Here is a 14,410-nt window from a genome sequence, read left to right as displayed (position 1 = left end):
TAAGTTTTTGTGCTATCGTTCGCCCCCTTATGCACCATCTCGAAACCGCGTTCAGCACGTCCTATCTCGTAGCCCTGCTGATGGGGCTTTTCAGTTCCCTGCATTGCTTAGGGATGTGCGGTTCCATCATCGGTTCGCTGACCCTGAGTTTGAGGCGGGAAATCCGCGAGCAAAAATCCCTGCTCATGCCCTTCGTATTCAGCTACAACTTGGGGCGCATAGCCAGCTACTCGTTGGGGGGGCTGCTTGCGGGTCTTGCTCATCATGTTCTCAGTATGCCGCTCGGAGAAGGGCACGGGCATCGCATCTTGCAAATCATATCCGCACTGATCATGGCCGGAGCGGGTCTGCATATCGCCGGCTGGTTTCCGCGATTCGCTTACATCGAGAAGGCCGGCGGAATCATCTGGAAAAGAATCGAGCCTTACGGCCGGCGCCTGATCCCGGTGGAGACCTTGCCCAAGGCTTTCATCTTCGGCATGATTTGGGGTTGGCTGCCGTGCGGTCTGGTCTATACCGCGTTGGCGCTCGCCGCGACGACCGGAGATGTGGTGCGCAGCACCTTCACCATGTTGGCGTTCGGCATAGGTACTTTGCCTGCCGTCATGGGCGTCGGTATAATGACCTCGTTAATGGTGCGGTTGTCCAATATGAAGAAATTTCGCCAGGCGGCAGGGGTCACTCTGATTGTCTTGGCCCTATTGGCGGCATTCCCTTGGCTCAACCCCATGGTTCGCCATACAATAGGTTCCTAAAAGAAGGAGGAGGGTGAGATTATGTTTGAGAAGCTGATCGGCCAATCACCGAATTTCGAGGCGTTATTGCGCAGCGCCAGAATGATTGCCGCGACCGACGTGACTGTTTTGGTCGTCGGAGAGACCGGTACCGGCAAGGAGGTGCTGGCGCATGCTTTGAAAGAACATAGTCCTCGTGCAAATAAACCTTTCATCACGCTGAATTGCGCCGCACTTCCCGAGGCGTTGGCCGAGTCGGAATTGTTTGGGCATCGCAAAGGCTCGTTCACCGGTGCGGTGAATGGTCAAACCGGCCGTCTTCAAGCCGCTGACGGGGGTACCGTATTCCTCGACGAAGTCGATTCTCTGCCCATGGCTCTGCAGGCGAAGTTCCTGCGCTTCCTTGAGACCGGCGAGATTCAGCCGGTCGGCGAAACCCATACGTTGAACGTAGACGTCCGGATTATCGCCGCGACCAATGCCAATCTTCAGGAAAAGATTGCGCGGGGAGAGTTCCGTAAAGACCTCTATTACCGTCTCAACGTCGTTCCGATCGAGATACCGCCGTTGCGCGAGCGCATGGGCGACATCCAGTTGCTGCTGCAGCACTTTATGATGCAGTTTGCCGAAGAGCATAAGCTTCCGGAGGCTTCGTTCAGCAAGGCGGCTCTCAGCCGGCTTGCAACTTACTCCTGGCCTGGCAACGTCAGAGAACTTCGCAATGTGTGCGAGCGACTGTCCATCCTGCTGGCCGGGCGGACTATCGATGAGGGCAATCTGCCTCTGGAGATCGTCAATCGGGTGCCGTCGCAGAAGCCGGTATTTGACTTGCCTGAGCTGGGCATCGATCTGGAAAAAGTCGAGATGGATCTGATTCGCCAGGCCTTGGCGCGGACCAATGGCAACCGCAGCCGCTCGGCCCGGCTTTTGGGAATCTCACGGGATACTTTGCTTTATCGCATGCAGAAATACGGAATCAGCTAAGAGACATTTTCCTGGGCGGTCTCACTCTCCCGCCCAACGGAATTCTTAAAGCCCGCGGTAAGACCACGGGCTTTTTTCGTTTAGACGAACTTCAGACCTTTTTTCGCAGCAATCCGCATGCGTAAGGCATTGAGTTTGATGAACCCTTCCGCGTCTTTCTGGTTGTACGCGCCGCGATCGTCCTCGAACGTGGCGATGCTCATGTCGAACAGGCTGTTGCTGTCGGACTTGCGGCCGACGACGGTCACATTGCCTTTGTAAAGCTTCACTCTGACTTCGCCGTTCACTGCCGCCTGCGAGGCGTCGATCAGTTCTTGCAGCATCAGACGTTCCGGGCTCCACCAGTAGCCGTTGTAAATTAGGCTGGCATAGCGGGGCATCAGTTCGTCCTTCAGATGTGCTACTTCGCGGTCCAGCGTGAGGGATTCGATGGCGCGATGGGCTCTGAGCATGATGGTGCCGCCCGGTGTTTCGTAGCAGCCGCGGGACTTCATGCCGACGTACCGGTTTTCGACGATATCCAAGCGGCCGACGCCGTTAGCGCCGCCCAGTTGGTTGAGCTTCGCCAGGATTTGTGCGGGTGAGAGCGATTCGCCGTCGATAGCTACGATGTCGCCGCGCTCGTAACTCAGCTCGATATAGGTCGGTTTGTCCGCTGCTTTTTCCGGGGACACGGTCCAGCGCCACATGTCTTCCTCGGGTTCGGCCCATGGATCTTCGAGAATGCCGCCTTCGTAGGAGATGTGCAGCAGGTTGGCGTCCATGGAATAAGGCGATGCCTTGCCACGTTTCATTTCGATCGGAATGCCGTGCCGCTCGGCATAGGCCAGGAGCTTCTCGCGCGAATTCAGATCCCATTCCCGCCAAGGGGCGATGATCTTGATGTCGGGCCGCAGCGCGTAAGCGCCCAATTCGAACCGGACCTGATCGTTACCCTTACCGGTAGCGCCGTGGGCGATGGCGTCGGCCCCGGTCTCGTTGGTGATTTCGATGAGACGCTTGGCGATCAAGGGTCGGGCAATCGACGTTCCCAAGAGGTATTCGCCTTCATAGATCGCATTGGCGCGGAACATCGGGAACACGAAATCCCGGGCGAATTCCTCCTTGAGGTCGTCGATGTAGATTTCTTTGATGCCGAGAGCCTGAGCTTTGACACGCGCGGGCTCCAACTCCTCGCCCTGGCCGATGTCCGCGGTGAAGGTGACGACTTCGCAGCCGTAGGTCTCCTGCAGCCACTTGAGGATGACAGAGGTGTCGAGCCCGCCGGAGTAGGCGAGGGCGACCTTTTTTACAGTCTGGTTGGACATGATGTTCCCGTTGCGTGAAGAAGAGAAAAACGGCGAGATTATAACGTTGTCGCGAAGCTCGCGCAGCGTGAGGCTACGGATTTCGAACGTTTCGAGAGGTCAAGGTTCGGATGACCTCGGATGAATTTTTCTGCTATCCCGATCTGACGGTCCCGTGAGAGTAGGCGACCAACAGCGATCGTCTGGGAAATCCCGCGTTGATCGCGGAGCTGCTGTCGTGTCCATGGCCGAGTTCGATCCCCCAAACACGCGCGACGGTCATCGAGTTCGTCGCCGATGCCGGCTCGTAACGGCAACGATATCGCAGTTCTTTCACAGCCCGTACTTCTTCCGCTTTCTCCAAAAGGTCGCTCGGCTCATGCCGAGCAATTGCGCAGCGCGGTCGATATGGCCATGGGCGGATGCCAGGGCTCGGCGAATGCGATCGGCCTCGTTTTCCGTTACCGGCAAGTCGGCGACCGTCGGCGATAGGGGCTCTTCTCGAAATTCGGGCGGCAGATCGTCCAGCTGCAGTACGTCGCCCCGTCCCACGGCAAAGGCGTATTCCACGACATTTTGCAGTTCGCGCACGTTGCCGGGCCAGTGATGATCCAAAAGCACCCGCATGGCTTCCGGTTCGATGCTCTGGATACGGCGCGGCCCGTGAAGATTGTGCTGGTCGATGAAGTGCTGCAACAGAAGACCGATGTCCTGCCGCCGTGCCCGCAGCGGCGGCAGAAAGATGGGGACCACGCGCAAGCGGTACATCAAATCCTCGCGGAAGTGTCCGGCCTTGACTTCCTCGCGCAGCGACCGGTGGGTGGCCGCGACGATGCGCACGTCCACGGTGATCGGATGATCGCCGCCCACCGGGATAAAGGTTTTCTCCTGGAGTACGCGCAGCAGCTTGGCTTGCAGCTCCAGCGGGAGTTCCGCGACTTCATCGAGGAAAATCGTGCCGCCGTCGGCGCGTTTGAACAGTCCCTGGTGATCCTTGATCGCGCCAGTGAATGCGCCGCGGACATGCCCGAAGAGCTCGCTTTCCAACAGATTGGCGCTAAGCGTGGCGCAGTTGATGGCTAAGAACGGATGACTGCGGCGATGGCTTTCCTCGTGCAGGGCTTGAGCGACCAATTCCTTGCCGGTGCCCGATTCGCCCCGGATCAAAACCGTTGCTTCGGTCTGGGCGACGTTGCGGATGATTTGGAAGGCTTGCTTGAGGGCGGAATCGCGGGTGATGAGGCCATGAAAGACTTCCGCTTTATCCGCCGCTTGCAGTCCGATGCTTTTCGTTCTGGGCTCGGCCTCTGCCGGCCAAAGCATTTCGATCGCTCCCGCAAAACGCCCTTGGGCGTCGAAGAAAGCTTGGGCCGAGCGTTTGACGCGGACGGTTCCGCCCTGTGCATGATCGAGTTCAATCGAAACGCCGTCGATCCTTCCTTCTTGGGCAATGCTATTTCGAACATCGCGATCTCGGCAACGGATGGCAGAGCTACAAGGTTGTCCCAGCACTTGCTCGCTGGAAAAGCCGAGCAGGCGCTCTGCTCCACGGCTCCATAGCAAAATTTCGCCTTTTGCGTTAACGACGAAGACGGCGCCGCCCATCAGTTCGGCCAAAGTCGATACGGCTCTATCGGGTCCGACGGTGCTCAACCAACGATTCAGAAAAGGAGAGAACTGGCTCACAATGAGGCGATTGAAAGGTTTCGGGGGTGTTTCAAGCGACGTGTTTTGTTGCACATAATGTATCACGCGAAACGTATAATGAAACGTCGGGTAGGTAGGGCCATGGCCAGGAGTCGTAAAAACCCGCGAAACGCCGGGCACGCCGTAGATGCGAAGGGTTGTTCCGGCGTAGGCACGGTCTTTGTAAGTAGTCAGTCAGAGTTGGCGGATTCCTGATCCAAAGGAGGCTACGATGATCTTCAAACAACTTTTTGAACCCGATACCTTTACCTACACCTATCTGCTCGCCTGCGAACGGACCCGTCGCGCGTTGCTGATCGATCCGGTCGCGACCGAGGTCGAAAATTATATTGGCCTAATAAAAAAACTCGACCTTGATCTGCGCTACACGATGGAGACTCATGTCCATGCCGACCACATTACGGGCTCCGGGCTTTTGCGCGAGCGTTTGGGCAGCAAGAGCGTCGTGCACCGTGACGCTGGCGCCATGTGCGCCGATCTTCTGGTGACCGACGGCATCCTGCTTCAGATAGGGGACATCGAAATCGAGGTGCGGCACACTCCCGGCCACACCAACGGCTGCGTAAGCTATGTCGTCGGCGACCGGGTTTTTACCGGCGATGCGTTGTTCATCGGAGGTTGCGGGCGTACCGACTTTCAGCAGGGCGATGCCGGTCGGCTGTACGACAGCATCACCAAGAAACTGTTCACCCTGTCGCCCGATACTCTGGTTTATCCGGGGCATGACTACAACGGCAACACGGTTTCTACCATCAAACAGGAGATGGCCAAAAATCCACGCGTGGGAGGCGGCAAGAGTCGCGAGGAATTCATCGATATCATGAATAAACTTGACCTGCCGTATCCGAAGTACATCGATCAGGCGTTGCCGGCAAACCAAGCCTGCGGCCGGGAACTCGCCGTACGCCACGGCTGAAACGCTCGCTCGCCAGAGAAACATTACCGGAACCCGGCCTCTGTGCGTAATTGAGAGGTCGGGTCATCCGGTATTTGAGGGAGATTGCTCATGACCCTCGTCGTCATCTTATCGCTCGTGATCGGTTTGCTGCTGGGATTGCTCGGCGGTGGCGGATCGATACTCACAGTCCCGGTGCTGGTCTATTTGGTCCATATCGAACCTAAAACAGCCATTGCTACATCTCTAGTCGTCGTGGGCGTCACCAGCCTCGCCGCAGTTGTCAATCACGCCCGCAACGGGCGGGTCTGCTGGCGTACCGGACTGATCTTCGGCATCGCGGGCATGGTGGGTGCCTATGGCGGCGGACGGCTGGCGGCCTATGTTCCGGGCGGCGTTTTGCTGTTGCTGTTTGCTGCCATTATGTTCGGCACAGCTTTGGCGATGTTGCGCGGGCGACGGCAAAACAACGTGGAAGCGGATGCGGTTAAGCCGATTTGTCCGGCCGATCTCCCTTTGCTGGCGATTATATTCGACGGGCTCATGGTTGGTGTCCTCACCGGATTGGTTGGTGCCGGCGGCGGCTTCTTGGTCGTGCCTGCCTTGAATTTGCTCGGTGGATTGCCCATGCACGCGGCTATCGGCACCTCATTGTTGGTCATCGCCATGAAATCGTTTGCGGGCCTCGCCGGATATATTACTCACGTCAGTATCGATCTCGAATTGGTTTCCATCGTCACCGGCGTCGCAATCGTTGGCAGCGTGTTAGGCGGACTGCTCTCTCGCCATGTCAGTGGACAATCATTGCGGCGGATCTTTGCGGTATTCGTCATCGCGATCGCCTGCTACCTCCTGTACAAAGAACTGACGCCCCAATTGATCGCAGAGACTCGGGAAGCGCTTCTGAATCGTCCCGATTTCTTTTTAGGTATGGCCACCATGCTGGGGATCGTTGCGATTGCACGGCTTTGGCGATGGATTCATGCTCAAGGCCTGCATCAAAAAAAAAGTAGCATTTACGCTGAATCCCGGTAAATTGCTGAGCGCTATAAAGATGATTGGCATGCAATTTCGGTAATATTGGCATCCGGCACGGAATTGTTCGGCGATTCTGAGAGCGCCAAATTTGGCGCTCAAATGCCCATTCACCAGTTTACCCATTAAGGGCTGATCGACCAGGACATGCATAACATCCGCTTACCGTTTCCCCGCTCTGGGCTTTATGCCATCACTCGAGAAGCTTACCGGAATGAACAAGCCTTGGCCGAGGCTGTGGCGGCAGCCATTCGGGGCGGGGCTGCCGTGGTTCAGTACCGCGCGAAAGCCTCCCGCGATCCGCTACGCGAGGCGGCGCGTCTCTTGGCCGTCTGTCGCGACGGCGGCGTGCCGTTGATTATCAATGATGATGTGGAACTTGCCCGTCGTGTCGGTGCCGACGGGGTGCACGTGGGTAAGGACGATCTGTCGTTGACGGAAGCGCGGGACGTTCTGGGGCCGAACGCCATCATCGGCGTATCCTGTTACGATTCGGTCGATCTCGCCGTCCGGGCCGAAGCCGGCGGTGCCAGTTATGTCGCTTTTGGCCGGTTTTTCCCTTCCAAGACCAAGCCCGATGCGCCTTGCGCTCACCTCGAAACGTTATCGTTGGCCAAGCGGCAGTTAAGCATTCCTATCGCGGCCATTGGCGGCATTACGGCTGAGAACGGTGGCCAGTTGGTACATGCCGGGGCGGATTTATTGGCGGTGATCGAGTCGGTATTCGGGGTGGGCGATCCTTGCCTTGCTGCCTCGGAATTTGCTCCTTTGTTTGAACACGTAGGAAGAAGCGAAAGGCCCGTCTCGCCGCCAGCACTTTAACTGGAGTGGCGGCTCGGCGCGGACCAATGGATAACACTTCAGTTAGGCAGTTAGCGTCTTCTTGCCGCGACGAGTTTTCAGCAGGGGAATGCCCCATGCCAGCAACAAGAGGCTCGCCGGCTCTGGAACCGGGCTTCCCGAAGTCGGGGGAGGAGTGCGAATCAAGCCGTGCAGCGAGGCGATCTTCACGAAGTCGTCTTTCGTAGTCAATCCACAAGTCTGTCCAGGCCCGCAGGAAATTTTCGGATTGTAGGCGCTGACCAGCCAATATTTGGAGGTGATGCCGGTCGGGTTGATGTTCGTCGGCTGGTCTTTTTGTAAATTGGCGTAGTTGTCAACCAAGGACCACCCACCGGTCGTGGTTAGATTGCTATAGTTGTATCCGGTTAGGTTCGGCAACACAGCGGTGTCGCTCGTATCTGCGGTATACGCCAGAACCGTGATATCCGTGTCGCAGGTTATTTGAGTATAGCCAATGTCACATTGGCTAGTGTTGCCAAAATTCGGCCATCCGATGGTGATTTGGTCCAGTGCGACGGCTGCATCGAAAGCGAAGACTATCGAATCAATGCGTCGGTAATTGTCCATCGCGTGTTCCGGTGTGGAGCAACTTGAGTCGCCGGCGGAACAAACGCCCAATCCTCCGGAATAGGTGCCTACGTTTGCTGTCCGGAGATTTCCGCTTCCGTAGGTGTTGCTTGAATTTACGTAGGCTGACCACTCTAGGCCAGGAGCACCGCTAGTCGTCGTGATGCCACTGTTGGGGAGTCCCCAGGTATAGTTCGCCGAAGCTATGGGCGCTAAAAATGAAGCAAAGAATCCAACCAAAGCGAATTTACCGAGTCGTTTCAGTGTGCGCATTCTGTTACTCATCGTTTTATTGTTGTTACAGCAAGTATTATGCAACCGAGGTGCCAATACTGTTTTTTTGTTAATTTTCAATGGCATGGGCTTTAATGTCGCTAATGAGCGACGGCCATATGGAAAAACTGTAAAAAAAACTGACATGAGGACGCGCTTGTGGGAACAGAACGAGAACGAAAAACTTGGGTGAATCGGTGCTCGTTTCTTAAGTAACGAATTTTTCAAGCGATTGTTCTCGACAAGGAAAATGTAAGCGTCGTACAGCGATCCGAATCTCGACCCGCTTACCGATGATCCTGCAGCTTAGCCTGTAATTTCTTCGCGTCTTCGATCTCATCGAACATCGTATTCGCACGTAAAGCTTCGTTTAGCTCGTTAAGGGCCTCTTTTCTCCGGCCCAGTGCATCCAAGGCGACGGCAGTGTGGTAACGGATTTCGGGGTCGGACGACGAACGAATATGGGCATTCCGCAAGTAGGGCAATCCTTCGGCAGGCTTTCCCTGTCGCACGAGAATCCATCCGATCGTGTCGTTCACCGAGGGGTTGTCCGGAGCCGCTTTGTGGGCTCGTTCCGCGAGCTCCAAAGCTCTCGGGTCGTTTGCATTCGAATAGAGAACAGCCAGGTTGTTTAAGGTAGGCGGGTAGTCCGGGTATCTTTTGAGAATCCGTTCGAAATACCCGATCGCCTCAGCCTGTTTCCCAGCCTGGAGATAGCCCTCGGCGAGGGCTTGCATCGAATTGAAATCCTCCGAGTGGGAACTTACCCATTGCTCCAGGAAACGGAACGCTTCCTCGCCTTTCCCCGCCAGTCTTTGCGCCTGATAGAGCCTGACGGCGCCCAGTGAATCTTGGTTCTTCTGGAAGGCGGATCGATAACTGACAATGGCCTCGGCGTATTGGGATTGATGCATCCGAATGTCGCCCGTCAGTTGATCGCTCAAAGCGAGGTCGGGATGTCGGTTGTGCAGATTCTCTACTACTTCGATGGCTTTTTCGGTTATCCCAGATTTTAGGTAAGTCTCCACCAAAGCCGCCTGGACGGGAAGATAATCCGGGTTGGCGCGGGCGGCGCTTTCGAGAGACCAGATTGCGTCGCTCACGGCATCCGCAGCGATTTGCAATCCAGCCGTTTTAAACAATCGCTCGGCATCGTTGAATGCCGAGCGGGCTATCTTCTGCAAGATAACTTGCGCGACCGGTTTTTTACCAAGGGCAAGCTGACAGCGGGCGGACGCCGTCAAAACGTCCAAATTGTCGGGAGCTATCGTTTCCGCTTCCTGAGCCACAGCGAGTGCTTTTTGGGTATCGCGGACTCCTAGATACCTGTCGATCAGTTTGAGTTTGATGTGTATGGCCTTGTTATCGGCGGCTCGCGCTTTTTCGAGCCACCGTAGAGCCTCGGTGCTGCGTCCGCGGGCATCCTCCAGCGCAGCGAGTTGGATCATGGTCTGCGTATCCTGGGGCCGTTCTCGAAGAATACCCAAGAAGCGATTTTCGGCTTGCTCGATTTTCCCTTCGATTAGATCTAACTTGCCGAGATTAATCAGCGAAGGAAGAAAGCTGGCGTCTTTTGAGAGCGCTTTTTCGAAATTCTTCCGGGCTGAATCGCGCTCCCCGGATGCCATTTGGGCCGCCGCCAGCATGTTGATCAGCGTCAGGTTATTCGGTTCTCGCTCCAGCGACTTTGTCAGAATCTTCACGGCTTCCGCTGGCTGCCCCCGTTTTAGGTACAGCACACCGAGCGCGATTGCCGCTGGGCGCTGGCCGGGATCGTTCTCGAGAATGGATCTCAGTTCGCTGATACCGATGTTCTGCTGACTCGTTCCCAAGCGGCTAAATGCCAACTGGGTTTTGACCTCCGCTAAACCGCCGCTGGCTTGGCTCGCTTTCTCGAGTGCGGTGATCGCGTCCGAATGCTGGCCTTTGTGCATGTAAGCGGTGCCGAGCAAATACAGCAAGCGGAAATGATCGGGATGGTACTTGAGTGCCTGGCTGAGGATACGGATAGCCTCGTTATGGTCTCTTTGCTCCACCAGCACCGAGCCGAGCGCTTCGGCGACTTCTGCATGGCCTGGATATTGCTCGAAATAGTGGGTCAGGAATTCACGAGCTTTTTCGAAGTGGCGCAGGTTGTAATTAGATAACCCCGCCACCAGCAATAAAGTAGGTTTTCCCCTTACGACTTGCGTATCGAGTCCATCGATAACGGTTACAGTTTCGTTCAACGCGGTTTTCGCAGCTTCGGGCGCACCTTTACGCGCCATTAACAGCGCGTAAAGGTAGTTGGCCCTAGGCTCGAAGGGTTGCGTCTTTCGCAGAAAATTCAGGTCTTCCGAAGTATGATCGTTCTTGCCCAGCTCGAACAGCAGGCCGGCGCGGGCGAGTCGGGCCTCGTAATGCTTCGGTTCTAGGTCGATCACGCGGCCATATTCTTCTATGGCTTGTTCATGTTGCCCCTTGGCGTGACTGATCGACGCCTTGAGATTCCAGCCATCGGCATTGGTCGCATCGCGGGATACGGCTTCTGCTGCGATCTTTTCGGCGTCGTCCACCATGCCTCGCCGCAAGAGCAGGGTTCCCTGCCCAACCAATGGCGAAACGGCTTTCGGATCGAGTTTCCCTGCCTCCCGGAAACTCGCCGCCGCTGCTTCGAAATCCCGCACCTCCGTATAAGCTTGTCCGCGTAGAGCGAGAATCTCGGACCGAAGCTCCGGTGGAAAACCTTCGGCCGACACCGTCGCGAGCAGATCGTGGTACTTCATCTGCGTTAGTAGGGCCTGGGCGAGTGGCACTACGGTCAAGGAGCGATCCGCGCCCAGGCGATTGGCGTTAAGCAGTTCCTCGGCCGCTAGTTCTCCGTTTCCTAGTTTGAGATAAGAGAGTCCCAGAAGCAGATGAGCCGAAGGTAGTCCAGGTGATAACTGTAGAGCATTCTTCAGTTGAATCACCGCAGTGTTGTAATCCTCCTTGTTGTAATAAACCAAGGCGTCTTCATAAAAAGCGGAGGCACTCTGGGTTTCGGCCCGGGAAACAGGAGACGTTAGCAGGACGGCCACAAAAACATAAGCCATTTGAACTTTAAGAAATACAAAAGGCTTAAAGACTCGAGCCTTGATCGATTGCATGAAATGGTCTCGACAACAATAAGTGGATTGGATCTGAGCTCTCAATGATAGAAGAGCAGTTGAAAAATATTACGAGCCGGACGAGAGGAAGCGGAAAAACGCAGCCTGGAATTTTCGTGCTTTTCTTCTGATTCTAGCGGCTATCCCGTCCCCGATGTCCGCTAATACGTTCTGCTGTCTCTTTTCATAAATATAGTCATATCATGAACTGGAACTGGTCTATTACCAATCTTTTCGCTGCGTTGCTGTTGCCTCCGCTCAACATGCTCGTTATCGGAGCAATCGGTTTCTGGCAGCTCAAGATGCGGCCTCGGCTGGGCCGCGGTTTGATCGCCGTCGGCCTTTTCGGATTGGGGCTGCTGTCGATACCTTACGTGTCCAACTGTCTGTTGGCTACGCTCCAGGTTCCGCCTCTGCCTGCCGTCGACCGCGATGCGGAAGCCATCGTGATTCTCGGCGGGGGCATTCGGTCGAATGCACCGGAGTATGGCGGCGATGCAACCGTCAATGATCGCACTCTGGAAAGGATTCGATACGGAGCGTCCTTGTGCCGCAAGACCGGAAAACCGATCTTGGTCACCGGCGGCGCGCCCGAAGGCTACGCGGCGGAAGGTCCTATCATGCGCTCGATTTTGGAGAACGAGTTCGGCGTCCCGGTCCGCTGGGTCGAAAGCAGGTCCCTAAATACGAGAGAGAATGGCCGATTCTCCGCGCCGATTCTCAGGCAAGCAGGCATACGCCGGATTTATCTCGTCAGCCATTCCTGGCATCTGCCGCGAGCGGTTCCGGAGTTCGAGCGGGAAGGCTTGGAAGTGGTCCCTGCCGGAACGGGATATGTGCCGACGGACCGCCTCAGGCCGATCGATTTTGTACCCAGCTATCGGGCCATAACCAACAGCGCCTTCGCATTTCATGAATGGATCGGCCTGGCGTGGTATCGGATTCAAGGCTGACGGCAGGCAGTTCCGGGAGCGATTAGGAATTGGTCCAAAATTCTTGTCAGTTCAACGGGCCACCGAGATCCATGCGGCGCCCTGCCAACTGGGCGATCTCTGAAAGCGGCAGCGGGCGGCCGAACAAATAGCCCTGGCCAAAATGGCAATGGTGGCTGCGGAGAAATTCGAGTTGTTCGGGCGATTCTACTCCCTCGGCAACGACCTGCAGGTTGAGATTGTGGGCCAAACCGATGATCGCTCGAATGATTTTTCCGTCATCGTTCTCCAAACACGCGCCGGCGATGAAGGATTTGTCGATCTTAAGGGCGGAAATTTTGAATTGCCTCAGGTAGCTTAGCGAGGAATAACCGGTGCCGAAGTCGTCGATCAGCACGTCGATCCCCATGTCGGCCAGCTGATCCAACACGGCGATGGTCTCTTGCACCTGCTGCATCGCGAGGCTTTCGGTCAGCTCCAGTTTGAGCCGTGACGGCGAAAGACCGACGCGTGACAGAATGTACCCGATGATCTTGGTGAGGTTATTCCGGAATTGATGGCCGGATAGGTTCACCGAGACGCTGAGATCGGTTCCCAGGATTTTCCCGAACTGAAGACAGTCCCGACAGGCCTGCTCGAGTACCCAATCTCCGACCGGATTAATCAGGCCGGTGTCTTCCAAAAGCGGCACGAACTGGTCTGGAGGAATCATGCCGCGGTCCGGGTGATTCCAGCGGATGAGCGCCTCCATGCTGACGATGCGGCCGTTTCGTAGGTCAACCTGAGGTTGATAATGAAGCGAGAATTCTCTTCGCTCCAGGGCGTTGTATAAGTCGTTTTCCAAATCCAGCCGCGTGCTGTTTTTCTCGTGGATTTTGCCGGAATAGAACTGATAGGTGTTCCGGCCTTGGTGCTTGGCATCGTACATCGCCAAATCGGCGTGGCGGATCAAGTCGTCGACGTTTTCGGCATCGCGGGGGCTCAAAGCGATGCCGATGGTCACGGTAATGCGGCGTGTACGATCGCCAAACAGAAAAGGTTCCGTAAATGCCTCCAACACCCGCTGGGCGATTTTGTTCGCATCGTCTGGGCCACCTAGGTCGTTGACAATAAGTGCAAATTCATCGCCGCCCAGCCTTGCAACGATGTCGCCTCGGCGGGTGCGTCCATTTTCACGCAAGCACTTTGTCAGCCGCTCGGCAACCTGTTGCAGCAGGCGGTCGCCGATCTGGTGGCCGAAAGTATCGTTGATGGTCTTGAAGCGGTCGATGTCGAGGTACAGCAACGCCGCCTGCTTGCGTTCGCCATGCGCCCTGAGGATGGCTTTTTTCAGGTGATTGCGGAACATCAGTCGGTTAGGAAGTTCGGTCAGATGGTCGTGATTGATCAGCTGATCGACGAGAGAATTCGTAAATTTTCGGGAGCTTAGATCGGCGAATACACCTATGTAGCGAATGACTTGATGTCCGTCGTCCTTCAATGCAGTGATGCTCAGCCATTCCGGGTAGATCTCGCCGCTCTTCCGTTTATTCCAGATTTCGCCCTGCCATTGGCCGGATTCATCCAGGCTGAGCCACATTTGGCGATAGAATTGCCGGTCGTGCCGTCCGGAACTGAACATCGAAGGTTTGCGTCCTATCACCTCGTCTTTCGAGTAGCCGGTGATGGTGGTCAGCGCACGATTCACCATCACGATATTGGCTTTGGCGTCGGTGATGAGGATGCCTTCCGAACTGGTTTCGAACACGCTGGCGGCGATTCGAAGCTGTTCTTCGGCGCGCCGGCGTCCTTCTTTGTTCCAGATATTCCGGATTGCCAAGGCTAAAGTATCTGCAAAGGTGGCGACGAGAAGTTCGTCGTCCCCGTCGAAGAACCCGCCGTCGGTCTTATCGCAGAGATAGAGGCGCCCATACGTCTCTCCGTTGTGGGAAATCGAGACGGCGAGAAGATTGCGCATGGGCGGGTGGCCCGGCGGAAATCCCGCCGCATGCGGGTGCTCGTGCAGATTCTGCAGCCGCAGAAACTG

The 14,410-nt window shown here is 56.1% G+C and carries 11 protein-coding genes; 6 read left to right on the top strand and 5 right to left on the bottom strand.

Going from position 1 to position 14,410, the window contains the following annotated elements; translation table 11 throughout:
• Nucleotides 1-80: 80 nt before the first annotated feature.
• Both ABJK70_RS10430 and ABJK70_RS10425 read left to right on the top strand, forming a co-directional pair.
• Nucleotides 81-755, top strand: a complete 675-nt coding sequence (locus ABJK70_RS10430) for a sulfite exporter TauE/SafE family protein (protein WP_077728538.1) — start codon at nt 81-83, stop codon at nt 753-755.
• A gap of 21 nt (nt 756-776) precedes the next feature.
• On the top strand, nt 777-1,718 hold the full coding sequence (locus ABJK70_RS10425) for a sigma-54 dependent transcriptional regulator (RefSeq protein ID WP_077728389.1): 942 nt from the start codon (nt 777-779) through the stop codon (nt 1,716-1,718).
• Nucleotides 1,719-1,798: 80 nt separating this feature from the next.
• Here the strand turns inward: ABJK70_RS10425 and ABJK70_RS10420 are convergent, their stop codons facing one another.
• Complete coding sequence (locus tag ABJK70_RS10420; protein WP_347257948.1) at nt 1,799-3,025, bottom strand: argininosuccinate synthase; 1,227 nt, start codon at nt 3,023-3,025, stop codon at nt 1,799-1,801.
• A gap of 312 nt (nt 3,026-3,337) precedes the next feature.
• Nucleotides 3,338-4,657, bottom strand: coding sequence for a sigma 54-interacting transcriptional regulator (locus tag ABJK70_RS10415; protein ID WP_240502380.1), 1,320 nt, complete (start codon nt 4,655-4,657; stop codon nt 3,338-3,340).
• Nucleotides 4,658-4,922: 265 nt separating this feature from the next.
• Here ABJK70_RS10415 and ABJK70_RS10410 point away from each other — a divergent pair, with 265 nt between their 5' ends.
• The 3 genes from ABJK70_RS10410 to thiE all read left to right on the top strand — a co-directional run bounded on the left by ABJK70_RS10410 (nt 4,923) and on the right by thiE (nt 7,463).
• Nucleotides 4,923-5,627, top strand: a complete 705-nt coding sequence (locus ABJK70_RS10410) for an MBL fold metallo-hydrolase (RefSeq protein ID WP_133717675.1) — start codon at nt 4,923-4,925, stop codon at nt 5,625-5,627.
• A gap of 90 nt (nt 5,628-5,717) precedes the next feature.
• Entirely contained in the window at nt 5,718-6,641 is a 924-nt protein-coding gene (locus ABJK70_RS10405) for a sulfite exporter TauE/SafE family protein (RefSeq protein WP_077728384.1), read from the top strand.
• 147 nt (nt 6,642-6,788) lie between these two features.
• Nucleotides 6,789-7,463 carry a thiamine phosphate synthase gene (gene thiE, locus ABJK70_RS10400; RefSeq protein WP_077728383.1) on the top strand — a complete coding sequence of 225 codons (675 nt, stop codon included), beginning with the start codon at nt 6,789-6,791 and terminating at the stop codon, nt 7,461-7,463.
• A gap of 42 nt (nt 7,464-7,505) precedes the next feature.
• Here the strand turns inward: thiE and xdp1 are convergent, their stop codons facing one another.
• Both xdp1 and prsT read right to left on the bottom strand, forming a co-directional pair.
• A complete protein-coding gene (gene xdp1 / locus ABJK70_RS10395) occupies nt 7,506-8,552 on the bottom strand; it encodes an exosortase-dependent surface protein XDP1 (RefSeq protein ID WP_347257947.1) in 1,047 nt (348 codons plus the stop codon).
• 59 nt (nt 8,553-8,611) lie between these two features.
• Complete coding sequence (prsT, locus tag ABJK70_RS10390; RefSeq protein ID WP_133717672.1) at nt 8,612-11,452, bottom strand: XrtA/PEP-CTERM system TPR-repeat protein PrsT; 2,841 nt, start codon at nt 11,450-11,452, stop codon at nt 8,612-8,614.
• A gap of 203 nt (nt 11,453-11,655) precedes the next feature.
• On the opposite strand from prsT, the gene ABJK70_RS10385 reads away from it, so the two are divergent.
• Entirely contained in the window at nt 11,656-12,405 is a 750-nt protein-coding gene (locus ABJK70_RS10385; protein ID WP_208110136.1) for a YdcF family protein, read from the top strand.
• A 46-nt stretch (nt 12,406-12,451) separates the two neighbouring features.
• Here ABJK70_RS10385 and ABJK70_RS10380 read toward each other — a convergent pair.
• Nucleotides 12,452-14,410, bottom strand: a 1,959-nt coding sequence (locus ABJK70_RS10380; protein WP_347257946.1) for an EAL domain-containing protein, incomplete at its 5' end; no start/stop codon positions are given.

The sequence above is a fragment of the Methylocaldum sp. genome (assembly GCF_039794385.1).
Taxonomy (GTDB): Bacteria; Pseudomonadota; Gammaproteobacteria; order Methylococcales; family Methylococcaceae; genus Methylocaldum.
This window is presented reverse-complemented; position numbering and strand designations above follow the sequence as displayed.

What these genes read in the sequence shown, in the direction of transcription:
- ABJK70_RS10405 (WP_077728384.1), top strand. Translation starts at nt 5,718, where the DNA reads ATGACCCTCGTCGTCATCTTATCGCTCGTGATCGGTTTGCTGCTGGGA.
- ABJK70_RS10425 (WP_077728389.1), top strand. Translation starts at nt 777, where the DNA reads ATGTTTGAGAAGCTGATCGGCCAATCACCGAATTTCGAGGCGTTATTG.
- prsT (WP_133717672.1), bottom strand. Translation starts at nt 11,452, where the DNA reads ATGCAATCGATCAAGGCTCGAGTCTTTAAGCCTTTTGTATTTCTTAAA.
- thiE (WP_077728383.1), top strand. Translation starts at nt 6,789, where the DNA reads ATGCATAACATCCGCTTACCGTTTCCCCGCTCTGGGCTTTATGCCATC.
- ABJK70_RS10385 (WP_208110136.1), top strand. Translation starts at nt 11,656, where the DNA reads ATGAACTGGAACTGGTCTATTACCAATCTTTTCGCTGCGTTGCTGTTG.
- ABJK70_RS10410 (WP_133717675.1), top strand. Translation starts at nt 4,923, where the DNA reads ATGATCTTCAAACAACTTTTTGAACCCGATACCTTTACCTACACCTAT.
- ABJK70_RS10430 (WP_077728538.1), top strand. Translation starts at nt 81, where the DNA reads ATGGGGCTTTTCAGTTCCCTGCATTGCTTAGGGATGTGCGGTTCCATC.
- ABJK70_RS10420 (WP_347257948.1), bottom strand. Translation starts at nt 3,025, where the DNA reads ATGTCCAACCAGACTGTAAAAAAGGTCGCCCTCGCCTACTCCGGCGGG.